The organism is Nostoc sp. DedQUE02, assembly GCF_034531035.1.
Taxonomy (GTDB): Bacteria; Cyanobacteriota; Cyanobacteriia; order Cyanobacteriales; family Nostocaceae; genus Nostoc.
The window spans coordinates 1-24,788 of sequence record NZ_JAVRBY020000068.1 but is presented as its reverse complement, the minus strand read 5'-3'; the positions used below and the strand labels follow the sequence as shown (position 1 = coordinate 24,788).

Genomic DNA, 24,788 nt, shown 5'->3' with positions numbered 1-24,788 from the left:
AACTATGTGGATCGTCAAAATTGCTTTACGTCTTCCGTATACATTCGCGATCGCCGCTTTGATGATTGCGATCCTGGGTGCAGTGACGATATTTAGTACACCAGTTGATATTTTTCCTGCAATTAACATTCCGGTTGTCAGCGTAGTTTGGACTTACACGGGAACCACATCTGAGGAAATGGCACAGCGAATCGTCACCATTAGCGAACGTGCTATGACCACAACCGTTGGTGACATCGAACACATTGAGTCTCAATCTTTAAGTGGTGTTAGCGTTGTCAAGGTTTTCTTTCAACCCAACGCTAATATCGCCTCAGCAGTCGCTCAAATTACATCTGTCAGCCAAACAATTCTCCGTCCTTTGCCACCTGGAATTACACCGCCATTCATCATTCAATACAACGCTTCTAGCGTGCCGATTATCCAGATGAGTGTCAGTAGCAAAACCTTGCCGGAAGAAGCACTCTTCGACTATGCTACCAACTTCGTCCGCACCCAATTAGCCACAGTGCAAGGCGCGAGTGTACCTCTACCTTATGGTGGTAAACCTCGGCAAATTATGGTTGATATCGATCCTCAAGCGATGTTGGCTAATGGCGTTTCTGCCCAAGATGTGACTAATGCTGTCAGTGCCCAAAACCTGGTTTTGCCAGCAGGGGATATGAAAATAGGCGATCGCGACTTCGCCGTACAAATCAACAATAGTCCAAATGTGGTGGCAGCCCTCAATGACTTGCCAATTAAGCAAGTTAATGGCACTGTCATTTCCATTCGTGATGTCGCGCAGGTAAGAGATGGCTTTGGCGTGCAATCGAACATTGTCCGTCAGAATGGCAGGCGATCGAGCTTACTTAGTATCCTAAAGAGTGGCAATGCCTCAACCATTGATGTGATCGAGCGAGTCAAAAAAACTTTGCCTCGCATCCAATCCACCTTACCCCCAGAACTGAATTTATCATTTTTGTTCGATCAATCTATATTTGTGAAAGCTTCTATCGAAGGCGTTCTTAAAGAAGGATTGATTGCAGCCTGTCTCACTGCGCTGATGATTTTGATTTTCCTGGGAAGTTGGCGCAGCACGGTAATTGTAGCCGTATCGATTCCTTTGTCGATGCTAGTTTCAATTATTGTGATGAGTCGTTTGGGACAAACTTTCAACATCATGACTTTAGGTGGTTTATCCTTAGCTGTTGGTATTTTGGTAGATGATGCCACAGTCGAAATTGAAAATATCCACCGAAATCTCGGACAAGGTAAACCCATCAAGCGAGCAATTTTAGATGGGGCGCAGCAAATCGCTACTCCAGCACTTGTAGCAACATTATGTATTTGTATTGTCTTTGTGCCGGTCGTGTTTCTCAGTGGAGTGGCAAAGTACCTGTTTGTCCCCCTAGCGATGGCGGTAGTATTTGGGATGCTTGCTTCCTATGTGCTATCTCGGACTGTAGTACCGACAATGGCAAGCTATCTTTTACCATCCGAAGCAGACTGGCATAGAGAAAACGAGGAGCATAATGGTCATAGCGACAACCATCATCTAGATTCGCCAGTTCAAAATAATAATGGTAACGACAGCCATTATATAGATTCGCCAGTTCAAAACAATAATGGTCACGGCGATCGCCACAGCCATTCACTAGTCGAAATCCATGATAATCGCGATCGCCATCATTTAGATTCGCCAGCCCAAAACAATAATGGTCACGACAACCACCAGCAAACAGAAGAAGCAACAACGACAACTGCCAAACCTGTGAAAAAAGATTGGATATGGCGGCTACACGAAAAATTTAACCGACAATTTGATAAATTTCGCAGTTGGTACTATGGTGTCCTGACCTCAGCATTAAATCACCGTCGCATAGTTTTTGTGTTGTTTGGTGCTTTTATCGTCAGTGCCGGAGTTTTGTTGCCGTTCGTCGGTCAAGATTTTTTCCCAGAAGTCGATGGCGGTCAGTTTAGCCTCCATGTTCGAGCCTTACCTGGTACTCGTTTGGAAGAGACAGAAAAAATTGTTAGCCAAGTTGAAGGCGTTATCCGCCAGACTGTACCGAAGGATAATCTCGCTCTGATTCTGGATAACATCGGCTTACCCACCAGTGGCATTAACCTTACTTATGGCTACAACGGCGCGACAATTGGGCAGGCTGATGCAGATATTCTTGTTTCCCTAAAAGAATCTGGTGAAACTTTTTCTTACGTCAAGGAACTCCGCCAGAAATTGAAAGCGACATTTCCCAGCTACACTTTCTTTTTTGAGCCGGCTGATATCGTGACTCAAATTCTCAATTTCGGTTTGCCTGCTGCTGTTGATGTGCAAATATCTGGGCCTCTGAAAAACTCAAAAGCCAACTTTGAAATTGCCCAACAAATCGCCGCGCGAATGACGCGCATTCCTGGGGCTGTAGATGTACATCTTCAACAAGTTGTCGATGCTCCCAAATTACGTCTTGATGTCGATCGCACCGAGGCTCAACAATTGGGTATGACCCAGCGTGATGTTGCCAATAGCGTCCTTACTTCCTTAAGTTCAAGCGGTCAAGCTGCAATCAACCAATGGCTCGATCCCAAAAAAGGTGTGAGTTACACCCTGGCTGTACAAGTTCCTCAGTACAAAATTGACTCTATTGACAGCCTAAAAAATACGCCAGTTGGCAACGGTCAAACTACACCCCAACTTTTAGGTAATTTAGCTAGTGTTAAACGCGACACAGTGATGCAAGTTGTGAATCACTACAACATTCAGCCAGTTTTCGATATCTACGCTAACGCCTCTGGTCGCGACCTGGGGGGAGTTGCCAATGATGTAAATCGAATCATCGCTGATTATCAGAAAAAATTGCCTAAAGGAAGTCAGATTAATGTCCGCGGACAAGTGCAAACGATGAACTCTTCGTTTTTGGGACTTGGTTTAGGACTTGTGTTTGCAATTGTGTTGGTTTATTGCTTAATGGTAGTGAACTTTCAATCTTGGCTCGATCCCCTGATTATTATGATGGCGCTGCCAAGTGCTTTAGCCGGGATCGTTTGGATGTTGTTTGTCACCCGTACCACTCTTAGCGTCCCTTCGTTAATGGGTGCAATTATGAGTATAGGCGTAGCGACATCGAACAGTATTCTGATGATTACTTTTGCGAATGAGCAACGTGCAGAAGGGGAAAATGCTTATAAAGCAGCCCTAGCAGCAGGTTATACAAGGTTGCGTCCGGTGTTGATGACTGCCTTAGCCATGCTGATCGGGATGGTGCCAATGTCTCTTGGTCTTGGTGAAGGTGGCGAACAGAATGCACCCTTGGGTCGCGCCGTAATTGGCGGTTTGTCAGCTGCAACAGTCGCGACACTGATCTTTGTACCTGTTGTATACAGCATTATGCGGCGTCAACCACCTCGTCCTATCGATGAGGATGATGACGATTTAAATTTCTCCGATTCAAAGACAGCATATTCGTTGTCATCATCTCAAGGCAAGTCATAGACATATTTTAGGAGCTACGGTGTACACACAAATCTTTTAAAGTTACTACGTAACGTAGGGTAGATTCATTTTTGCAGGTCAATGCAATTAAAGTGCAGGTCAATGCAATTAAGGTGCAGGTCAATGCAATTAAGGTGCAAGTCAATGCAATTAAGGTGCAAGTCAAAAACTTGTGTGTACACCGTAGGGGAAAGGGAAAAGGTTAAAGGAAAAGAGTTTTTTCTAAGAGGATGTTTTAAACTTCCTCTGGTCGGTATAAAAACGTTTTAGATCCCCCTAAGTCCCCCTTAAAAAGGGGGACTTTGAGAGAGAAAGTTTGCCCCTCTTTTTAAGGGGGGTTGGGGGGATCAACAAGTGCCTAAAATTACAGCCAACCATTTTTAAAACATCCTCTAAGCTGCTTTTCCCTTTATCCCTTACCTAAATGGCACTTCTGTAAGAAGTCTAATAATGGTAATGACTCTAGCTGCTAAATTTCTGCAAATTTAAGATAATACAGGACAGTTTACCTATGGATTCTCAGCATCGTCCATCTCCTGATTCTGAACAACAAAAGACTTCTAGAAAACACAGGCGCGGCATCGGTGGAATTGGTTGGGCTGTAATTGGTGCTGTTTTTTTTGGTAGCTTACTGGCGATAGGTATTCTACCCCGATTAAGCCAAAAGTCAGAGTTACAAGCAGCAGTCAAGGAAGCAAGCACAGTACCTTCAGTCAACGTGATCGTTCCCCGTCGCGCTACTGGTGCTACCAAATTGGAATTACCTGGTAGTGTTGTAGCCCAGAATCAAACGACCATCTACGCTCGCAGTACTGGGTATTTACGGCGGTGGTATGCAGATATTGGCGATCGCGTCCGAGCCGGTCAGTTGTTGGCAGAAATTGATTCACCAGACACCGATCAGCAAGTTCTGCAAGCGAAGGCAGAGGTAGTGCAAGCACAAGCGAATGTATCTCAAACTCGTGCTAATTTAGCTAAAAGCGTTTCTGATTTGAAGCAAGCCCGCGCTAATTTATTGATCGCACGTCAGAGCTGGCAGCGCTGGCAAGTTCTTGTCAAGGAAGGTGCAGTACCTCAACAAGATGCAGATACAAAATATGCTACATATCAAGCTAATCTTGCCAGCGTTGAGGCTGCACAAAACACTGTTAATTCTGACTCTGCCAACATCAAAGCAGCACAAGCTAACGCCTACGCAAGTCAAGCAAATTTTCAGCGTAATACCGTATTGCAGTCTTATAAGAAAGTCACTGCTCCTTTTGCCGGAGTGATTACTGCACGTAATGTCAATACAGGTGTTTTAATTTCAGCAGGTAATGGCAACACCAGTAGCAGCAACACTAACACTAGCAATAGCAGCCTTTATACGATTGCTGCTTATGACAATCTCAAGGTAAATGTGAGTGTTCCTCAGAGTTTATCACAGTCACTTCAAACTGGACAAACAGCCCAAATTACAGTCAAAGAGTTACCCCAACGAGTGTTTACGGGTAAAGTAGTGCGTACTAGCAACGCTATAGACCCAACTACTCGTACTTTGCTGACACAATTAGAAGTACACAATTCAGACGCGACGCTGCGACCTGGGATGTATGCCAATGTCAGATTTTCCATTAACCGCGCTAATCCTCCCTTTGTTGTGCCAGATAGTGCCTTAGTTGTTAATGCCGGAGGTACGCAGGTAGCAACTGTAACTAAAGACCACACAGTGCATTATCAAAAAGTTGCCGTTGGGCGAGATTATGGTACTGAAATAGAAATTACATCAGGTCTGACAGGAAATGAATCGCTGATTGCCACTCCTACGGTTGATGAGACAGAGGGTTTGCGCGTGCAGCCAGTTGCACAAACTAAGTAGGTCGGCGTTTGGGAGCAGCACTTCGGCTACGCTCAGTGACCGAGGGGCAGGGGAGCAGGGGAGCAGGGGAGCAGGGGATAATAATAAATTTTTAACTCCTAACTCCTAACTCCTAACTCTTAACTCCTAACTCCTAACTCCTAACTCCTAACTCATTACTCATTACTCGTTACTCATTACTCAGCACTGTTTAGGTGAGGTACACTAAACTCATTGGCGCGATCGCCCATCCCGTTAGAGAAAAACGCCAAAGCCCAAGAAAGCATTCCCAAAGCAGCAAATGTTTACTCTGAAATGTTGAGAAGATGCTGTATTAACAGTAATGTTATCTCACATAGTGAGATAACATTGGTTTGTAATCTGTCTTTGTGTGAGTATGAGTGTCATTTCCGAAAACGTTCTTTTGGCTTTAGCCGAAAAACGGTGCTTGTCTAACAGCGAGATCGAAGTCTTTTTATATTCTGTTGAGGGACAATCGCCAAATGCGATCGCGAAAAAATTGGCAATCAGTGCCGAAGCAGTACGCAAAAGATTAAGTGAAGTTTATAAGAAATTTAATGTTACTGGTAGCGGCCCGGGCAAGCTCACTAAGTTACAGCAAGTTATAGAATCTGAGTATCAAGCATCTTCACAGACTGAGCAATCCATTACCCAAAACCGTCAAGATTGGGGTGAAGCGCCTGGTGTCTGCTTTTTTCGAGGACGCATCGCAGAATTGTCTGGGCTAACGCAGTGGCTTATTCAGGATAAATGCCAGCTAGTGGCAATATTGGGAATGGGGGGAATCGGCAAAACTGCTTTATCTGTGAAACTGGCAAAGGAAGTTCAGGATAATTTTGAGTATTTGATTTGGCGGAGTCTCCGCAATGCGCCACCCGTTGCAGAGATGTTGGCGAACTTGATCGGGTTTTTATCTGATGAGAAGGAAACAAATTTGCCAGAAAGCGTAGATGGGAAAGTAACGCTGCTAATTAATTATTTACGAGAGCATCGTTGTCTTGTGGTATTTGATAACACAGAGACAATTTTACAATCAGGCGATCGCGCCGGACAATATAGACAAGAATACGAAGATTATGGTCAACTACTTAGGCGGGTAGGGGAAGAACCACATCAAAGCTGTTTGGTGCTGACATCTCGTGAAAAACCAAAAGAATTTGCTTCTTTAGAGGGAGAAACATCACCAGTTAGAACATTATCGTTAATTGGCTTAGAAAAAACAGAAGGGCAAGAAATTCTTCAAGATAAAGGGTTATTTGGATTACAACAGGAATGGGCCAAATTAATTGAGAAGTATTCAGGTAATCCTTTAGCATTAAAGCTAGTTTCTGAGCCAATTCGGGAGTTATTTGGTGGTGATATCGCTGCTTTTCTCGCTCAAGGAGAGATCATTTTTGGCGATACTCGAAATTTACTAGACCAGCAATTTGAGCGGTTGTCAGAGATTGAAAAAGAAATAATTTATTGGCTAGCAATCAAGCGCGAGTTAGTTTCTATCGACGAATTGCTAAATGATATTGTGCGTCCCTTAACCAAAAGGGAAGTGATGGAAGCGCTAGAATCTCTACGGCGGCGATCGCTAATTGAACAGAGAACAGCGCTTTTCACCCTCCAGTCTGTAGTGATGGAGTATATGATTGACCGACTGGTTGAACAGGTTTATCACGAAATTACCACTGGTGAAATTGAACTATTTAACAGTCATGCTTTAATAGAAGCTACAACCAAAGATTATATTAGGAATACTCAAATATCTCTGATTCTCAAACCGATTATCGAGAGATTGTCAACTTTTTTTAGATGTTCTAAAAAAAATATAGATAATCAGCTATCTAAGATTTTATGGTATCTGCAACATCTTCCACAAACACCAGGATATGCGGGTGGAAATCTGCTAAATATACTTTGTCAATTACAAACTGATTTAAGCGGCTATGAATTTTCTAATTTGACTATTTGGCAAGCATATTTACAAAGCGTGAATTTGCATCGGGTGAATTTTACCAATGCTGATTTAGCTAAGTCCGTTTTTTCCGAAACATTAGTTAGTATTTCGTCAGTAGCATTTAGCCCAAATGGAAAACTTTTAGCTACGGGTGATGCTGATGGCAAGACTTATTTGTGGCAAGTTGAGGATGGAAAGCTACTTTTTAGCTGTACCGGACATAGCAGTTGGGTAAAATCAGTAGCTTTTAGTCCCGATGGTCAAACTTTAGCTAGTGGCAGTGATGACCAAACAGTGAAATTATGGGATGTTCATACTGGAAAATGCCTAAAAACCTTGCAGGGACATAGCAATTGGGTAAGGTCAGTTGCTTTTAGTCCCGATGGTCAAACTTTGGCTAGTGGCAGTGAAGACCAAACAGTAAAATTATGGGATGTCCATACTGGAAAATGCCTGACAACCTTGCAGGGGAATACTAATCGAGTCAGAACAGTGGCTTTTAGTCCCGATGGTCAAACTTTAGCTAGTGGCAGTGAAAAGCAAACAATTAAATTATGGGATATCCGCAATAGTAAGTGCTTGACAACCTTGCAGGGGCATAACAATTGGGTAAGGTCAGTTGCTTTTAGCCCCGATGGTGAAATTTTAGCTAGCGGCAGTGACGACCAAACCGTGAAATTATGGGATGTTCATACTGGAAAATGCCTGAAAACCCTGCAAGGACATACCAATCGGGTATGGTCAGTTGCCTTTAGTCCCAATGGTGAAATTTTAGCTAGCGGTGGTGATGACCAAACAGTGAAGTTATGGAATGTTCATGATGGTAAGTGCTTGAAAACCTTCCAGGGGCATACCAATCGGGTAAAGTCAGTTGCTTTCAGTCCCGATGGTCAGACTTTAGCTAGTGGTAGCGAAAACCAAACAGTGAAGTTATGGGATGTCTATAATGGTGAGTGCTTAACAACCTTGCAGGGACATAGCAATCGAGTCAGGTCAGTTGCTTTCAGTGCCGATGGTCAGACTTTGGCTAGCGGCAGTGAAAAGCAAACAGTTAAATTATGGGATGTTCGTAACGATAAATTCCTCAGAATTTTGGAGGGACATAACAGTTGGGTACGGTCAATTGCCTTCAGTCCCAATGGTGAAATTTTAGCTAGCGGCAGCGAAAAGCAAACAATTAAATTATGGGATGTTCACACAGGACAATGCCTCAAAAGGTTACAGGAACATACCAATCGAATCAGGTCAGTTGCCTTCAGTTCTGATGGTGAAATTTTAGCTAGCGGCAGTGACGACCAAACGGTTAAATTATGGGATATCTACACCGGCAAATGTCTCCAGACCTTGAAAGGGCATACCAGTTGGGTAAGATCGGTTGCCTTTAGTCTCGATGGTCAAACTTTAGCTAGTGGCAGTGAAAACCAAAGAGTCAGGTTATGGGATATTTATACAGGCGAATGTCTCCATATTTTGGAAGGACATAGCAATCGGATCAGATCGGTTACTTTTAGCCCAGATGGTCAGACTTTAGCTAGTGGCAGTGATGACCAAACAGTGAAGTTATGGGATGTTTTCATGGGCAAGTGCTTGACAACTTTGCAAGAACATACTAATCGAATCTGGTCAGTTGCCTTCAGCCCCGATGGTCAGACTTTAGCTAGTGCCAGTGAAGACCAAACGATAAAATTATGGGATGTCTATAACGGCAAGTGCTTTAAAACTTTGCAGGGGGCTAATTGGGTAAAGTCAGTTGCTTTTAGTCTTGATGGTCAAACCCTGATTAGTGGTAGCCAAGATGAGACAATTAAGCTTTGGGATGTATCGACGGGTGAGTGCTTAAGAACACTGCGATCGCCACGACCCTACGAAGGAATGAATATTACCGGGGTTACAGGGTTAACCGCAGCGCAGTTAATGACGCTAAAAGCTTTAGGGGCTATGGAAAATCCAGAGCAAAAATAAAAGGTAAAAGAATGAATTTTGCCTTTTTAATTCATCCCTTTACCTTTTTTATGTACCTGATGCTTATTTCATGTTAGCCCTTGCGTCCTTAACTGCGGCAAAGAAAAATAATCCTGTGAGTGGAATGCTCAATACCAGGATAATTGCCGTGGCTGTGAAACCAAAATCTGGTTGTCCGTAACCGAGTTCAAAAATCGAACCAACGGCTGCGATCGCGCTTACACAAGAACCACCGAGAAATAAACTGCTTTTTGGAGTTAAATACACTACTGCCCCCCTATGCTATTGGTTTCACCGCTTGATACGAGAAGCCATTCTTAGATAGCTCCTGGGCTAAAGTCAAGGAGTTTTCTACACGGTCTACAAATACCACGCCGTTAAGGTGATCCATCTCGTGCTGAATGCAGCGTCCCAGAAGGTCATTAGCCTTTAATGTCCGGGGACGACCGTACTCGTCTTTATAGGCAATTTCCACGACTTCAGGACGCTTCACGTCTAGATATACGTTGGGAATGCTCAAGCATCCTTCTTGGGCAACAGAGATGTCACGGCTTACCTGTTTGATAGTGGGGTTAATCAACACCAAAGGCTGATTAGCTGCATTCTCTGGTTCCAGGTCGATGACAATTAGTTGTTTGTGAATTCCCACTTGGGGTGCAGCCAAACCAATGCCATCTTTGCTATACATCGTTTGCAACATTTCGCGCACCACTTGCCGGAGTTGGTCATCGACTTTCGCAACTCGCTTTGCAGCTTGACGCAGCACGCGATCGCCTAAATAATGAAGCTCCAAAGGTGGATTTTTTAACTTTTTTTTCTCGACAGCAATTTCAGAGGGCATGAGTCTTGATGGCTAAATGGTGAAAATTCCTACTATTTTCATTCTATCAATCTCAGTTAGAGGATGTTTAAAAAGTCCTGGAGTATACCAAAAACCCAGAGTTAGCGCGTCTCAAACCCTATTGACAGGTGGATTCTAGCAGAGTGTTGAGTTTGGGATATCTGCCCCTAAAACAGAAATCATGTACCGATGTTCATAACTGCTCTCCCTGATTTTTGGCGAATACTGCGGCGAAAAGATGTTTCTCGCTCTAAGGCATTGGGTGTAATACAACGTAACAAAGCAAAATTCTGTAGACTGTGCAGAGAACAAATCCGACATTCATCCTCGCCATCTCGTCCTTTCACTCTGGGATCTTTTATTTCTGTGAAGTATTCTTGAAACTTACTAGTAGTATCTTTGCCTTTTATGCAAAGTGCAAAAGATGTTTTGGTTTAGCTTTTCTTTTCCTCAAATCCTGTTAGCATTACCCGAATCTGCTAACCCTGGATAACTTTTATAAATGTTAATGGGGAATGGAGAAAAACTGTAACCTTTTTCCAAAACTAAATTCTGAGTTTCATTCACCACAAAACCAGTAATATTGTCAAGCCATCAATGATAGAAAAGCATTAAAATTTAATGAGTGTGAGACCCTATATTCGTAATTAATTCAAAATTCTTATTTTTAATAGAATTTTTGATTTTGAATTGTTTTGTCAAGTGGGAAAGGTGGGAAAGGTAGGAAAAGTGGGATATTTTGTACTAACCCTTGATTGGGCTGTTAATAAGTTGTAACTTAATAAATAGTTAGTATCAAATTACCTGTCAAAATTTATGGCTCATTGATTCGTCTGATGGTCAAACAAATGGTAGCTTAAGTTTTTGTTTATTAATAAATTCTTACTAATACTTTATCTTTGCAATTAAAGAGTTAAGCGACCACTGTTAATAAAGATAAAAACTAGCCTGTTTTCATATTTATTGATGATTTAAACTTTTTCCCGAAGAGATATTGTTCGATTATAAGTCGATCTGGATTAAATTTTTATATTTTGCACTTTGAGTAGTTTTTGCCATATCCGTGAAATTTACAGAAATTTTCAAAGACTAACCGCTAGAAAAACTCCTTATTTGTATGCACATTGACTAACTCATTTACACAAAATTCAAGAGTGTCAAGAAAAACTTGCTCGAGCTTGTACAAAGATTCTCATTTCACTGATGCTTGCTGATAACGGAGTAGGAGCGTTAATGAACAATAATTTATTTTCAGTAGTAACTCGCACTGAAGCGACTTTAGTTGACCTGTTATGCAAAAGAGCATTACAGCAACAAAGCCAAATAGGATATACCTTTTTAGTTAATGGAGAAACAGAAGAAGTTAGCTTAACTTATCAAGCATTAGATCAAAAAGCGCGATCGCTTGCTGCAAAGTTACAGAGCATAAAAGCTACTGGAGAAAGAGCGTTGCTTTTATACCCTCCTGGACTGGAATTTATTACTGCTTTTTTTGGGTGTCTGTACGCAGGTGTTACTGCTGTTCCCGTATATCCACCGCGCCGCAATCAGCGCATGACAAGGTTACAAGCGATTGTGAAAGATGCCCAAGCTAGTTTAGCCCTGACAACAACATCTGTTCTTACCAATATTAAACGCAGCTTAAAACAAGAACCAGAACTAGGAGCTTTGCATTACATTGCTACCGAAAATCTGACGAACAACTTTGCACAAGATTGGCAGCCTTTAAAAATAAATAGCGATGCTTTGGCATTTCTCCAGTACACTTCAGGTTCTACGGGGACACCGAAAGGAGTGATGGTAAGTCATGGGAATTTGCTGCATAATTTGGGTCTAATACAGCAGTTTTACGAACATAAACCAACCAGTCGAGGTGTCATCTGGCTACCTCAATATCACGATATGGGTTTGATTGGTGGAGTATTACAAGCACTTTTTTGTGGCGTTCCTGTGACACTCATATCACCTACAACGTTCTTGCAAAAGCCTTGGTGCTGGTTACGTTACAAGCGATTTCTCGCTACAAAGCCACCACGAGTGGAGGGCCTAATTTTGCCTATGACTTATGCGTAAGTAAAATAACTCCCCAACAACGCGCTAACCTTGATTTGAGCAGTTGGGAAGTTGCTTTCAACGGCGCAGAACCTGTGCGTGCAGAGACAATAGAGCGATTTGTAGAAACTTTTTCACCTTGCGGCTTCCAACGGTCGGCGTTTTACCCTTGCTATGGGCTAGCTGAAGCAACATTAATTGTTTCTGGAGGGCGAAAAACCAGTCCACCCATCTTGCAAACAGTCTCAACGGCTGCACTGGAAAAAAATCTGGTGGTAACAGATCGTCAGAATAAGGGAAGCCGTATTCTTGTTGGTTGTGGACAGACAGCAATTGACCAGAAAATTATCATCGTTAACCCAGAATTTCTAACTGAATGTCCTCCTAATCAAGTGGGAGAGATTTGGGTTTCTGGGAAGAGCGTTGCACAAGGTTACTGGAATCGTCCAGAAGAAACTGAACACACTTTCTGTAGTTACTTAGAAGATACCAAAGAAGGCCCTTTCCTGCGTACTGGAGACGTAGGATTTTTGCGGGACGGAGAATTGTTTATTACAGGACGCCTCAAGGATTTGATTATTATTCGGGGACGCAATCACTATCCTCAAGATATTGAATTAACAGTAGAACAGAGTCATGCATTATTAAGAGTCAATTGTAGTGCTGCATTCTCTGTTGAAGTTGAGGGTGTTGAACGTTTAGTTATTAGCGCTGAAGTCGAACGTAATTTCCAATCTGCCGATACTGAAGAAGTCGTTAATGCAATCCGGTGTGCTGTTTCAAAACAACATGAAATGCAAGTTTATGGAGTCTTGTTACTGAAAACAGCAACCCTCCCTAAAACTTCTAGTGGCAAAATTCAACGCCATGCTTGTCGAGAAGCTTTTCTGACCAAAACTCTTTCTCTTGTTGGTTGTAGTATTTTAGACCAAAATCATAAAGATGTAACAAAAAGTCAATTGACAACAGAACAATTATCTTTAGACTCTGATTTGTGTGAAAAAATCGCCCAAATTATGGGAATACCAGCTTCTAAAATTCAACCCCAACAGCCAATTAACAATTTGGGTTTGGACTCTCTTCAAGTTTTAGAGCTTAAAAACTATATCGAAGAAAATTATGACATTGTTCTACCAATTGAGAAGTTGTTTGATGAGATAACTCTTACCGAGTTAGTCAGGGAAATTTTTAGCCTACAGGCATCGAAAGAAGATGCTGAATCTAGCATTTCCGATCGCCAAGAACTACCACAAATAACAAGCGAAGGTGTTAATCAGCCATTCCTTACTGAGGTTACAGCAACCTCTGCTTCTGAGAAATTGAATGGTCATAAAGAAAGTTTACCAAAAATCGACTTAAATTCTCATTTGCGCTTAGTTTATAAGTCAAGTAAAAATGTTTTACAACGCGCACGGGAATTCTCGCTACCAGATCGGTTAAGAGCTACCGGACTTTTACCGTATTTTCGAGAACTAGAGCGCAATGAAGGCACAACCTGTGTCTTTGAAGGACGACAAGCGATTATGCTTGGCTCAAATAATTATTTAGGGTTGACAGCCGATCGCAGAGTGCGTGAAGCCACCGCACGTGCTGCATTAGAAGAGGGCCCGAGCCTTACAGGTTCGCGCCTGTTGAATGGTTCAACTACACAGCATCGGGAGTTAGAACGCAAACTTGCGGCTTTCCTTGGACATGAAGATGTGTTGGTGTTTACGACGGGCTATCAAGCTAATCTTGGCTTGATATCAGCCCTGATGAACGAAAACACAACCTTAGTCTTGGACAGTCAGGCTCATGCTTGTATGTACGATGGCGCATTTATGAGCCGTTGCAAAGTTGTTCAGTATCAACACAATAATTTGGAAGATTTAGAACGTCGATTACAAGAAGTTACAGATAAATCAGCAACAATGGTGGCTATTGACGGTGTTTATTCGATGACAGGAGATATTGCGCCGTTACCAGAAATTAGGGCTTTATGCGATCGCTATAATGCAACTTTAGCTGTAGATGATGCTCATGGACTGGGGATGCTCGGAGCCACAGGTAAGGGAACAGAAGAACATTTTAACATCATCGGCAATTGTGAGATTCTCTGCGGCACCTTTTCTAAGAGTTTAGCATCCATTGGGGGATGGGTTGCGGCTGAAGCCAAGGTTATTGATTGGATTCGCTTCCACGGGCGCTCTATGCTATTCTCAGCTTCTATTCCTCCCACCTCTGTTTGCGCTGCTTCAACTGCTCTAGATATTCTGATTTCTGAACCTTGGCGTGTAAAGAAGCTTAACGAAAATGCTCAATACTGGCGATCGGGACTAAAGCACCTCGGCTTTCATCTTGGCGATTCTCAAACACCAATTATACCTGTGATTATTGGTGATGACCTCAAATGTATGGTTTTTGGCAAGGAGCTACTGGAGGCTGGAGTGTATGTCAACTCGGTTGTCTATCCAGCAGTACCACGAACAAGCGCGTTATTAAGAACAAGTGTCATGGCAACTCATGAGAAACGTCATCTTGATGAAGCTCTGGAAATCTTTGCCAAGGTAGGTAAAAAATTAGGATTGATTAATTGAAATTATAAAGTTATCTGACATCTTGCCCTTTTTGAAATAAAAGTAAATGGGGTATAAACTTACTAAAAAGCTTTTTAGGTTGCGTTTTTTTGCAATGATATCGAGTTGCAAAACATGAATTGTAAAGTTGAATAAAAACAGATGAAATTTGACAAGCAACACATAATTATTACTGGTGGCTCTAGTGGTATTGGTAAAGCGACAGCACAAATATTAGCTAGTAAGGGAGCACATATATCGCTGATAGCACGTAACATTGACAAGCTAGAAACAGCACAAGCAGAGATTGAAACAGCAAGAGTACACCCAGAGCAACGCATTCAAAGCATTTCAGCAGACGTAGCGAATAGAAACCAAATTGAGCAAGCGATCGCCAAAGCCATAAAGCAAATTGGACTACCTGATATGCTGATCGCTTGCGCAGGATCAGCCCACCCAGGATACTTTCTTGAGCTACCCATAGAGGTGTTTGAACAAACAATGGCAATTAATTATTTTGGTACACTCTACACCATTAGAGCGGTACTACCAGCAATGATCCAACGACGACGCGGACATATTGTACTGATTTCTTCAGGTGCTGGAATCATTGGTATTTATGGCTATACACCTTACAGCCCCAGTAAATTTGCTATTCGCGGTTTAGCTGAATCTTTACGAGGTGAACTTAAGCCTGTAGGAGTGAGAGTATCAGTTGTTTATCCACCTGACACCGAAACTCCACAATTAGAAGCAGAAAATAAAACCAAGCCAGTTGAAACTAAGTTGATTACTAGCTCTGCTGAGACTTGGAGCGCCGAAGGTGTAGCACGTATGATTGTGCGCGGTATTTATAGAGGAGAATTTGCGATTACACCAGGATGGGAAATGACATTACTAGCTCGCTTGCACAGCTTGCTAGCACCTGCACTTAATTGGTATTTCGACCACTTGGTTACAAAAATACCTCACTAAAACGTCTTGTTTCTTGACAATAATTTATCAGCGATTTTTGTTAGCAAACTTTAGCGAGTGAAAGTGAAGATTGAATTGTTCAGTTTTGAGATATTCTCAACATTTGTTTAATTTTCAAGGAACAAACAGTTTTTCACTAAATATTATATTTATGAATCCCAATCAAATTTACACTCTTGTTTATATTTTTACAACTTTTCCTCCAGAAGTCAGTGGTTCTGCTCGGTTCAATTGGGAGCGTGTGCAATGGCTTGCTAAACAAGAGAAATACCGTGTAGTAGTATTAACAAATCATTGGGAAGAAGCAGACGTTCCTACAGTACCACCAGGTTTGGAAAAGAACTTGATTATTGAAACTTTCCCCTCAAAACCTTGGATTGTTTATAACCTGCTTCGTGTTCCCACATTCTCAGCAGCACGTCTAATTCGTCAAAGGCTAGCCTATTATCAACCAGATATAATTACTGTGGTGGATCTAGAGGGCTTGTTTTTCTTTAGTACGTGGCATTTGGTAGGTAGGAACTATGCTAGGAAACATGGTATTCCATACATAACAGAATATCGAACAGATTACTACAGTATCATCCAATCAAGTACTTATCCTGCTTGGAACTTGGTAAAAGAACTATTTGTGAAGCCTATAAGTATTTATCTATATCATCAATGTGATGCCACCCTAGCCATTAGCCCTGCTGCTTCCAGAAGCCTTAAACAATTGGGAATTTCTAACGCTCATCAAGTATTGGTGCGTGGAGTAGATTTGTCGGCACTTAATCCTAGTCGTCGGAATCGCAAATGCTTAGAACCGTGGTTAACGGCTCAAGAGCAGAATAACAAAGTTATATTTTTTTTAGGTCGTGTTGCTTTCGAGAAACGAATTGATTTATTAATTCAAGCATTTGCAAGATTAAAGCCAAGGCAAGAAAAGTTCTCTCTCATCATTGCTGGAGATGGGCCTGTCGATATCGTCAATAAATTGAAAAGACTTGCACAACCGATTCCTAACATCCACTTTATAGGTTTTATTTTTGGAGAAACTAAGGCTAACTTATTGGCGAGTTGTGATGTATTTTGTAGCCCTTCGCCTTACGAAACTTTTGGGGGAGCAATGGTGGAAGCAATGGCTTCTGGGATTCCTGTTGTCAGCGTTAATAGTGGTGGAGTTTCTGATTACATGATTGACGGGGTAAATGGTTATCTTGTACCACCTAACGATGTTGATGGGTTAACGAATGCCCTAGAAAAAGCTTTATCAGACGACAACACTGAAATTATTCAAAAAGCTTTGCAAGATGCACAACAGTTATCTAGCGAGCAAGGATGCCAAAATCTTGATAATTACTATCAGCAGTTACTGAACTCAAAACCTACCTCCTACTCTCCTGTAATGCACTAGGGTCAGATTTGATTTCCCAACTCCTCTTTATAAAGAAGTTTGGGGGGTAACTAGACTTGCAGCACCACATAGCAAAGGTAATAAAAGCGATGAATCGAGATCGTGTTAAGCTTGCTACCTTGGGAGCAATATGTTCTGGATTGTTCATGACTAATCTTGACGAGACCATAATGCACATGGCGCTTCCCAAGATTCAGAGCAGTCTTGACTCTGGTGTATCAGGATTACAGTGGGTTCTCAACGCCTACACTCTGGCCGAGGCTAGTCTCATCCTGATAGGTGGGACATTGGGCGATATTTATGGACGCAAGCGAGTCTTCCTTATAGGACTGGTCATCTTTACAATAGCCTCTACTGTTTGCGGTTTCGCTCCCAATCTGGGAATTTTAATTGCTGGACGAACTCTTCAAGGAATCGGTGCTGCTGTTTTGATACCTGGTTCTCTGGCTATCCTCACCCATACATTCAATCAACCCAAGGAGAAAGCTAAAGCCATCGGTATGTGGTCTGGAATCTCAGGACTCGCCCTGATCGCTGGTCCTGTACTTGGCGGACTATTGGTGGATAGCTTAGGTTGGCAAAGTGTGTTCTTTCTCAACATACCACTGGGTATAATTGCCTTTGTGGTCTCCTCTCGTTTTATAGGAGAAGTTAAAAATCAAACATTGCAGCGTCTGGATATACCAGGATTAGTACTCAGTGTAATCTTATTAACCTCGATCAGCTACACACTTACTGAAGGGAACGCGGGGGGGCGATCGCTGCACATTATTGTGCAGATAGGGGTTATTGGAGTTAGTCTTCTAGCTTTTTTGGTTGTTGAATCTCGTAGCAGCCACTCAATGCTGCCACTAAACTTGTTTAAAAACTCAACATTTCTAGTAGTTAATGTTGTTTCGATTTTAGTGTTTTTCACTTTGGCCAGCTTGCTTTTTATCTTCAGCCTGTTCTTGCAGCAAATACAAGGCTACTCAGCAATAGAGGCTGGTTTGCGTTTCCTGCCGATAAATGGGAGTTTTATATTAGCATCCTTCGTTTCCGGGTGGTTAGCTGCTCGGCTAGGGTTGCGCTTGCTCATCGCGATGGGGCTGATGTTAGCTGGTCTAGCCACTTTAGCTTTCATAGGAATTAGTCCTGATACCGAGTATGGGGCAATTTGGTGGAAGCTTGCTCTCTGTGGTTTTGGCAGTGGGTTGACACTCGCCCCTCTGAAAACAACAGCTATGAGTACTGCACCTCCTACTCAGTTGGGAATTGCTTCGGCGGTAATCAACACCAGCGATCGTATTGGCAGTATCTTGGGAATTGCTTTACAGGGAAAAATTCTTACTCAACAACTTACTTCCAACCTTAAGCGATCGCTCTTGGCTTGGGGTGTACCGCCAGATATCCAAGATCGGATTGTTGCTGATGCTTTGCACAGTGGCACTAAACTTTCTACTGATCTTCCAGCGTCTATCACTTCCGATGCCTTAACTCAAGCGATTAGCAACGCTTTTGTGTCAGGACTAAACTCAATTGTATTTGTAGCTGGCATTGCCTTGATATCTGGGGCATTCTTAATTTTGGCGTTTGTTAAGTCAACTTTTGAAAAGTAGCTAGCTTAACTCTTTAATGCTTTCTCATATTCAAATTATTGAAGATGCCACCTGCATCGCATAAAGTTTCTGAGCCTTACCGAATGTGAAATCGATTGTAATTCGTTCGCTAGCTTATTTCTGAATCATATCTGATTGCAACTAGGATTCCTAGACAATTTTTCTTAGTAAAAAGATTTCTCCAATCAATTTTTTTATTGATGGAAACCAATGTTTAGCAATATTTTCTGGCATCTTCACCACATTCATTGACTAAATATAATAAACACTTAAAACGAAGACCAACTATTTGCTCATAGAGAGGATTCAATTTACATAAAGGTGGAATGTGAAGCAAAGTCCGACCGAAAAGTTTAAGAGTTCTTTCAAAAGGGCAATTGGAAGGAATTATTTTGCACAATAGTTTGGCCAGATTAGAATTATGTATTTCTACGGACTCAAGCTGAGAGCGGATCTGGTTTAATAAGCTATTGTCCAAATTGGCTTTGTTTAAGAATTTCATGGTTTAACTTCCCTTCAATTAATCTGTTTCTCCTATAAATTACTCCGATATTCAGAGAAAAACATAGTATAAATACCAAACTATTTTCCCTCTTCCTAGAGGTCAAGTTTAAATAACAGTAAAATTGCTGAGAAATCAGAACAGCTAGCCAATTATTATCAATAACTGTTAGAGACAATCGTGAATATATCTGTGGCAAATAGTATGAATATCGGGTAAATGGTCAAGATAGCAGGACGACAGAAGAAGGAAGTAGCAATGATTGAAGAAGAATTCAGAAGTCAGAATTCAGAAATCAGAATCAAGACGCGACTCAAAAATACTCGCTATCGCGGACTCACTAACGCTGCGCTATCCACCAGTCATATAGAATACCCAACTGACTCCTGACTCCTGAATTCTGAATTCTGTTCGATAAAAGCTGATATATTGGCAAACTTTGCACTATTGACTATAAATAGTGGTGTTATTAACGCAAAGACGCAAAAGCTGAACTTAGTGCTTTGGCGTTAAGTTCAAATTTTGAGGTGATGTGTGTTTAAATCTTTCACGAAACTTGACTATCTGCTAAAAGAAACTTTCCTCGGTTTACTGCGGGGAGGTTGGATGAATTGGGCTGCTGTAAGTACTGTGACGGTGTTACTGTTTTTATATGGTTTTAGTTTGCAAACCTCTTGGCAAGTTGAAAAACTTCTCTATCAGTTTGGTAGCCAGCTAGAAGTATCAGTTTATCTCGAACCGGATACTCAAATCGAAAGTATTGAGCCACTAATCGCTAAAATGCCAGAGGTAGCGGGAATACAAACCATTACCAAACAAGAAGCCTGGACTAAGTTAGTTAAGGAAATGAGAATTTCTGATATTGAGGGTGCTACCCAGCAGCTAGGTGAGAATCCTCTGGTTGATGAGATGAAGGTGAAAGCACGTAATTCTCAAGTTGTACCAACCTTAGCAACCCAGTTGGCTAAATTACGAGGAGTTGAGACGGTGCAGTATGTCGATGAAGCAGTTAAACGCATTGCCCAGTTGCACCGAGGTCTGAACTGGATTACTTTAACAATTACGATTATTCTAACTTTAACAGCGATCGCAGTCACTACCACCACAATTCGGCTGATTGTCATGGCGCGTCGCCAGGAAATTGAAATTATGCAACTAGTGGGAGCAACTTCTGTTTGGATTTACCTGCCGTTTATTTTACAAGGAATTGCCTTTGGTTTGGTTGGTGGTGCGATCGCTTGGAGTTTTATTTCTGTGATTCAACAGTTTCTCGGTAAGTTGCTAGTCAATCAACCTGAGTTTATCCAAGTCATCACCAACAGGGTGCAACTCACTCCAGCAGAAATTTTATTATTGCCCCTGATTCTTTTAAGTTTCGGTGCAGCTGTAGGATTAATGGGAAGCTTATTTGCTGTCCGACGTTTTGCTAAAGGTTAGGCATTGGTATTGGGCATGGGTGGGTAAAGGACAAAGGGAGAAATCGTTATGAAATCGCAATGGGAATGTTTTTTGCAGAATCTTGGTGTTTGGGAAGGTTCATTTACCAATTTTTCTCCCCAAGGAGTACTTTTGAACAATACTCCTAGTCGTCTTTCCCTAGAACATTTGAACAATAGCCAGAAAGTGCGCTTAACTCTAAGCCGTTCGGGACAAGATGTGATCAGAGACTTTAATTCTGTAGGTGGGGGTCTGCTGTTTTTTGAAAATGGTTCATTTTCTGAAGGTTTAATTCAGCTAGGGCCATTTTCTGAATTTGGTGGAGAGCTGGCTTTTGTTCATGAAAATCGCCGATTGCGTCTGGTGCAACTATTTGATAATACTGGTCAGCTAAAGGAATTAATCTTAATTCGAGAACATCTAGCTGGAACCCCAACAGACGAACGTCCAACTTTGCACATAGATGACTTGTTGGGAGAATGGCAAGGTCAAGCAGTGACAATATATCCAGATTTGCGAGCACCTGATACTTACTCTACAACCTTAAAACTACAACTTGATGATGCTGGGCGATTAATTCAAAGTACCTCTTTTGCAGAACACACAATTACCTCAACTGCTACCATCAAAGGGTCGATTGTTCTCTTTGACCAAAACCCTCAAAAGCAGGTGCAAGTATTATTTTTACCAGATGCTGCTTCTGCAACATCACCTGTCAAAGTGCAGTTACGCCAACCATTTTTTATAGAAGCAGGTTGGTTAATCCAGCCAAACCTGCGCCAACGAATGATTCGCACCTACAACGAGAAAGGCGAATGGGTTAGTTTGACATTAGTTACTGAAGAAAGAAAGCTTTGATATCATCTTTGCTTAATTACTTATCAAATATTTAACTGTTGCCAAAATGTGGGTAATGACGACAAAGCTTTATTTATGTATATTCAAATAGCTGTAGTTGCGATCGCAGTCATCTTAATAGCTGGAGAAAATCTAGAGGCCGTTGCAGAATCGCAATCTTCTACTGAAGATGGCACTAGTAGTATTGTGACAACAAAACCTACATTACAGATAAAGAGAGAGTATGCAAAATATGGTGACTATATCGGATTAACTCCAGTAGATAACCAGTCTACCGAGTTTTCTCAAAGAATTGTCAAAGACATCCAAATTCGTTTTGTTAATAACAAAGATCGATTGTTCGATGACAAAGGTCAGCCGATCAAAGGACGTACTCAAAAAGATTTTATTATTGGTCTGCTGAAACTCAAACCTGGTCAGGTATTCCGTGAAGATTTACTAGAAGCAGACTTGCAACGATTGCGGAGATTAGAATCATTTAATGAAGTCAATGTTTATCGACAAGAAGATGCCAACAGCGTTAATCTCATCTATGAAATTAAAGAGCGTAACTTCCCTTCTCTAATTTTAGGAGGCGGTAGTAACGAAGATGTTGGATTATTTGGTCGGGTGGGTTATAAAGATGCAAATATTAGCGGTCTTAACGATAAATTAGATACGACTGTGCAAATCAGCGGTAAAGATGTCCAATTTAATGGTCAGTTTACTAGCCGTTATCGTCCTGAAGAACCAAACCGCTTAGGCTACAGCATCAGAGCTTTTCGTAATCGTAATATATCAGGAACTTTCAACGAAGATATCAGATTGTCTAGCGGTGACAAAGTGCGCGAAGGAAGGTTTGGTGGTTCTGTAGGAGTTTTAAAATCTTTTGATGAGTGGGATACAGCTATAAGTCTTAATTATACTAGGATTAGTTTACGCGATCGCGAATATAACGTTGTACAGGTCGATAGATTAGGGAGTCCTTTATCTGTGAGCGGTACAGGCATTGATGACTTATTTACATTATCTTTTGCTGTATCCAGAGATCAACGCGATCGTCGAGAAAATCCAACTCAAGGATCAATCCTCACCCTCAGCACAGAACAAGCGATTCCTATAGGACTGGGTAATATTTCCAGCAACCGCCTACAGGGAGATTATATTCAGTATTTACCAGTCAGTTGGATAGGTAATGGTAGACCAACCGACAATCCAGAAATGTTGGCGATTAATTTACAAATTGGTACAACTATTGGAGACTTTCCACCAGCTGATGCTTTTAATATTGGTGGGCTAAATTCTGTCAGGGGTTACGGTTATGGAAAAGTCGCCAGTGGTCGAAGTTATGGTTTAGCTTCTATAGAATATCGTTTTCCAATTTTTCAGTCAATTGGAGGAGTTCTTTTTACTGACCTCGCCTCCGATTTCGGGTCTAGCGAAACCGTGTTAGGCGAACCAGGAGTGCTGCGAAACAAACCTGGAAGTGGCTTTGGTTACGGCTTAGGATTGCGAGTCAAGTCATCCTTTGGACTGATTAGAGGCGACTTAGGAATTAGCGACCAAGGAGAAGTTAGATTTGAAGTTACTACAGGCCAGCGATTTTAACAGTATGACTAATTTACAAGTTATAGATGAAGGGTTTTCACACGTCCCGATTATTGATATCAGCGCCTTGGTTTCTGGAAAAGGCGATCTCTGTCGAGAAACTGCAACTCTTGGAGACGCTGCGCGTAGCTTGCTTCCCCGTAGGGATATGCGTCTACACTATTCTGTGGCATCACAAATCAGCCAAGCGTGTCAAGAATCAGGATTTTTCTATATTATCGGGCATGGCGTGGACGAGAATTTGCAGCAGCGACTCGAAGAACTCAGCCGCCAGTTTTTCGCCCAGGATTTGGAAACTAAACTGAAAATCCGCATGGCTTTGGCAGGTATTGCATGGCGAGGTTATTTCCCGGTTGGTGGCGAACTGACATCCGGTAAACCCGACTTGAAGGAAGGTATTTACTTTGGTGTAGAACTGGGAGAAGAACACCCACTAGTGCAAGCTGGTACTCCTATGCATGGTTCCAACCTCTTCCCCACCAATATCCCCCAATTTGGCGAAACAGTGCTTGAATATATGGAGGCGATGACCAACTTGGGGCACACTCTGATGACTGGTATTGCCCTAAGTTTGGGATTGGAAGCATCGTATTTTGCCGACCGTTACACCTCAGCTCCTTTAGTGTTGTTTCGCATCTTCAATTATCCTCCAAATTTATCGCCGTCAGATGGTGAGCCAACATGGGGCGTTGGCGAACATACTGATTATGGCGTTCTCACCATTCTCAAGCAAGATAACTCAGGCGGATTACAGGTTAAATCCAAGTCACGTTGGGTTGCTGCGCCTCCCCTTCCCGCCTCCTTTGTGTGCAACATCGGCGATATGTTAGAGAAGATGACAGCAGGTTTGTATCGTTCTACGCCTCATCGTGTACAAAATCGGTCGGGAAATCATCGCCTTTCGTTCCCCTTCTTTTTCGATCCCAATTTCGATGTCGAAGTGAAGCCGATTGAATTAGATAATATCGTGGCAAATGATAATATAAGCGATCGCTGGGATAAAGCTAACGTTCATGATTTTCGCGGAACCTATGGTGATTATGTGTTGAGTAAGGTGTCTAAGGTTTTTCCAGAATTGCAGCGATCAGTATTATAGGGTTTCAAGCCATTTCTTTATTATGAGTATTTCACTGGCAGTTGTGGGGTTGTAAATAACGAAATGGTATAAGAAATGCAATTGATTAAAATCCCTATTAGGGATTGAAACCGATTTTATACGCGCTTCTGTAGCTGCCGTCTGGAATGCAATTGATCAAAATCCCTATTAGGGATTAGACCTCTTGCAAAAGTCACTCAGGAAGATTTGATTTTGGGGAGAAAAAGCTCGTAAGTAAGTCAACTAAATTAAATATAAGATAGAAAAGATGCTATCGGAGGATTTTCTGTGTATGCCAGCTGCAATCCGAATAGTGTTGAACGCTGAAGAAGACCGTACACTACTTGAACTCAGTTGTGCGGATGGTGTGCCGTATCGAACCAAACAACGTGCGATCGCCATTATTGAAGGTATAAAAAATAGATCCCTGCAAGGTCAGTATCAAGTTGAGCGTTTCATATTTAATTAGGTTGACCTACTTAATTGTAGAGAGCAGCAATTAGATTAAACCGCAAACTAAATCTTTTTCGGCGATTTCTATAAGTAAGAGACAAAATTTTAAATACCTTTAACCTGCGATTTACATGCTCACCTAAAACTCTAATTTTGGCTAATTCTTGATTACTCTTTTTATCTTCATAACTTAATTTA

General features: G+C 41.8%; 19 protein-coding genes. 14 read left to right on the top strand and 5 right to left on the bottom strand.

All coding sequences use genetic code 11. From position 1 onward, the window contains the following. Positions 1 to 4: 4 nt before the first annotated feature. The 3 genes from RMX98_RS30825 to RMX98_RS30815 all read left to right on the top strand — a co-directional run bounded on the left by RMX98_RS30825 (position 5) and on the right by RMX98_RS30815 (position 9,240). The gene (locus RMX98_RS30825; protein WP_322680271.1) at positions 5 to 3,475 is read left to right on the top strand and encodes an efflux RND transporter permease subunit; all 3,471 of its coding nucleotides are present in this window, start codon (positions 5 to 7) and stop codon (positions 3,473 to 3,475) included. Between the two features lie 511 nt (positions 3,476 to 3,986). After that, entirely contained in the window at positions 3,987 to 5,333 is a 1,347-nt protein-coding gene (locus RMX98_RS30820) for an efflux RND transporter periplasmic adaptor subunit (protein WP_322680270.1), read from the top strand. Positions 5,334 to 5,709: 376 nt separating this feature from the next. After that, positions 5,710 to 9,240, top strand: coding sequence for an NB-ARC domain-containing protein (locus tag RMX98_RS30815; RefSeq protein ID WP_409882028.1), 3,531 nt, complete (start codon positions 5,710 to 5,712; stop codon positions 9,238 to 9,240). A 63-nt stretch (positions 9,241 to 9,303) separates the two neighbouring features. On the opposite strand, the gene RMX98_RS30810 is transcribed toward RMX98_RS30815, so the two are convergent. The 3 genes from RMX98_RS30810 to RMX98_RS30800 all read right to left on the bottom strand — a co-directional run bounded on the left by RMX98_RS30810 (position 9,304) and on the right by RMX98_RS30800 (position 10,428). Further along, complete coding sequence (locus RMX98_RS30810; RefSeq protein ID WP_094351396.1) at positions 9,304 to 9,507, bottom strand: hypothetical protein; 204 nt, start codon at positions 9,505 to 9,507, stop codon at positions 9,304 to 9,306. Positions 9,508 to 9,517: 10 nt separating this feature from the next. Beyond that, positions 9,518 to 10,081, bottom strand: a complete 564-nt coding sequence (gene def / locus RMX98_RS30805) for a peptide deformylase (protein ID WP_322680151.1) — start codon at positions 10,079 to 10,081, stop codon at positions 9,518 to 9,520. A gap of 179 nt (positions 10,082 to 10,260) precedes the next feature. Then, positions 10,261 to 10,428 carry a hypothetical protein gene (locus tag RMX98_RS30800; RefSeq protein WP_322680152.1) on the bottom strand — a complete coding sequence of 56 codons (168 nt, stop codon included), beginning with the start codon at positions 10,426 to 10,428 and terminating at the stop codon, positions 10,261 to 10,263. Positions 10,429 to 11,314: 886 nt separating this feature from the next. Between RMX98_RS30800 and RMX98_RS30795 the strand changes: the two genes are divergently transcribed. The 5 genes from RMX98_RS30795 to RMX98_RS30775 all read left to right on the top strand — a co-directional run bounded on the left by RMX98_RS30795 (position 11,315) and on the right by RMX98_RS30775 (position 18,657). Further along, the gene (locus RMX98_RS30795; RefSeq protein ID WP_409881775.1) at positions 11,315 to 12,154 is read left to right on the top strand and encodes an AMP-binding protein; all 840 of its coding nucleotides are present in this window, start codon (positions 11,315 to 11,317) and stop codon (positions 12,152 to 12,154) included. After that, positions 12,073 to 14,709, top strand: a complete 2,637-nt coding sequence (locus RMX98_RS30790; protein WP_409881776.1) for an aminotransferase class I/II-fold pyridoxal phosphate-dependent enzyme — start codon at positions 12,073 to 12,075, stop codon at positions 14,707 to 14,709. Before RMX98_RS30795 ends, RMX98_RS30790 begins: the two co-directional genes overlap by 82 nt. A 141-nt stretch (positions 14,710 to 14,850) precedes the next feature. Further along, entirely contained in the window at positions 14,851 to 15,663 is an 813-nt protein-coding gene (locus tag RMX98_RS30785; RefSeq protein WP_322680153.1) for an SDR family oxidoreductase, read from the top strand. Between the two features lie 151 nt (positions 15,664 to 15,814). Next, the gene (locus tag RMX98_RS30780; RefSeq protein ID WP_322680154.1) at positions 15,815 to 17,059 is read left to right on the top strand and encodes a glycosyltransferase; all 1,245 of its coding nucleotides are present in this window, start codon (positions 15,815 to 15,817) and stop codon (positions 17,057 to 17,059) included. Between the two features lie 89 nt (positions 17,060 to 17,148). Beyond that, positions 17,149 to 18,657, top strand: coding sequence for an MFS transporter (locus tag RMX98_RS30775; protein ID WP_322680155.1), 1,509 nt, complete (start codon positions 17,149 to 17,151; stop codon positions 18,655 to 18,657). A gap of 214 nt (positions 18,658 to 18,871) precedes the next feature. Here the strand turns inward: RMX98_RS30775 and RMX98_RS30770 are convergent, their stop codons facing one another. After that, positions 18,872 to 19,159, bottom strand: a complete 288-nt coding sequence (locus RMX98_RS30770) for a Mo-dependent nitrogenase C-terminal domain-containing protein (protein WP_322680156.1) — start codon at positions 19,157 to 19,159, stop codon at positions 18,872 to 18,874. Positions 19,160 to 19,378: 219 nt separating this feature from the next. Here RMX98_RS30770 and RMX98_RS30765 point away from each other — a divergent pair, with 219 nt between their 5' ends. The 6 genes from RMX98_RS30765 to RMX98_RS30740 all read left to right on the top strand — a co-directional run bounded on the left by RMX98_RS30765 (position 19,379) and on the right by RMX98_RS30740 (position 24,606). Next, a complete protein-coding gene (locus RMX98_RS30765) occupies positions 19,379 to 19,549 on the top strand; it encodes a hypothetical protein (protein ID WP_322680157.1) in 171 nt (56 codons plus the stop codon). Between the two features lie 144 nt (positions 19,550 to 19,693). Beyond that, a complete protein-coding gene (locus RMX98_RS30760; protein WP_322680158.1) occupies positions 19,694 to 20,596 on the top strand; it encodes an ABC transporter permease in 903 nt (300 codons plus the stop codon). A 48-nt stretch (positions 20,597 to 20,644) separates the two neighbouring features. Continuing rightward, positions 20,645 to 21,454 carry a DUF3598 family protein gene (locus RMX98_RS30755; protein ID WP_322680159.1) on the top strand — a complete coding sequence of 270 codons (810 nt, stop codon included), beginning with the start codon at positions 20,645 to 20,647 and terminating at the stop codon, positions 21,452 to 21,454. A 75-nt stretch (positions 21,455 to 21,529) separates the two neighbouring features. Next, positions 21,530 to 23,041 (top strand): BamA/TamA family outer membrane protein, encoded by a 1,512-nt coding sequence (locus tag RMX98_RS30750; RefSeq protein ID WP_322680160.1) that lies wholly within the window; start codon positions 21,530 to 21,532, stop codon positions 23,039 to 23,041. A gap of 4 nt (positions 23,042 to 23,045) precedes the next feature. Further along, positions 23,046 to 24,137, top strand: coding sequence for an isopenicillin N synthase family dioxygenase (locus RMX98_RS30745; protein ID WP_322680161.1), 1,092 nt, complete (start codon positions 23,046 to 23,048; stop codon positions 24,135 to 24,137). 292 nt (positions 24,138 to 24,429) lie between these two features. Further along, positions 24,430 to 24,606 carry a hypothetical protein gene (locus RMX98_RS30740; RefSeq protein WP_322680162.1) on the top strand — a complete coding sequence of 59 codons (177 nt, stop codon included), beginning with the start codon at positions 24,430 to 24,432 and terminating at the stop codon, positions 24,604 to 24,606. Between the two features lie 10 nt (positions 24,607 to 24,616). Here the strand turns inward: RMX98_RS30740 and RMX98_RS30735 are convergent. Further along, the coding region (locus tag RMX98_RS30735) for a transposase family protein (RefSeq protein WP_409882032.1) at positions 24,617 to 24,788 on the bottom strand (172 nt) is incomplete at its 5' end.

Coding starts and splice junctions, on each gene's coding strand:
- RMX98_RS30825 (WP_322680271.1), top strand. CDS start 5: ATGTGGATCGTCAAAATTGCTTTACGTCTTCCGTATACATTCGCGATC.
- RMX98_RS30820 (WP_322680270.1), top strand. CDS start 3,987: ATGGATTCTCAGCATCGTCCATCTCCTGATTCTGAACAACAAAAGACT.
- RMX98_RS30815 (WP_409882028.1), top strand. CDS start 5,710: ATGAGTGTCATTTCCGAAAACGTTCTTTTGGCTTTAGCCGAAAAACGG.
- def (WP_322680151.1), bottom strand. CDS start 10,081: ATGCCCTCTGAAATTGCTGTCGAGAAAAAAAAGTTAAAAAATCCACCT.
- RMX98_RS30795 (WP_409881775.1), top strand. CDS start 11,315: ATGAACAATAATTTATTTTCAGTAGTAACTCGCACTGAAGCGACTTTA.
- RMX98_RS30785 (WP_322680153.1), top strand. CDS start 14,851: ATGAAATTTGACAAGCAACACATAATTATTACTGGTGGCTCTAGTGGT.
- RMX98_RS30780 (WP_322680154.1), top strand. CDS start 15,815: ATGAATCCCAATCAAATTTACACTCTTGTTTATATTTTTACAACTTTT.
- RMX98_RS30775 (WP_322680155.1), top strand. CDS start 17,149: ATGAATCGAGATCGTGTTAAGCTTGCTACCTTGGGAGCAATATGTTCT.
- RMX98_RS30770 (WP_322680156.1), bottom strand. CDS start 19,159: ATGAAATTCTTAAACAAAGCCAATTTGGACAATAGCTTATTAAACCAG.
- RMX98_RS30765 (WP_322680157.1), top strand. CDS start 19,379: ATGGTCAAGATAGCAGGACGACAGAAGAAGGAAGTAGCAATGATTGAA.
- RMX98_RS30755 (WP_322680159.1), top strand. CDS start 20,645: ATGAAATCGCAATGGGAATGTTTTTTGCAGAATCTTGGTGTTTGGGAA.
- RMX98_RS30750 (WP_322680160.1), top strand. CDS start 21,530: ATGTATATTCAAATAGCTGTAGTTGCGATCGCAGTCATCTTAATAGCT.
- RMX98_RS30745 (WP_322680161.1), top strand. CDS start 23,046: ATGACTAATTTACAAGTTATAGATGAAGGGTTTTCACACGTCCCGATT.
- RMX98_RS30740 (WP_322680162.1), top strand. CDS start 24,430: ATGCCAGCTGCAATCCGAATAGTGTTGAACGCTGAAGAAGACCGTACA.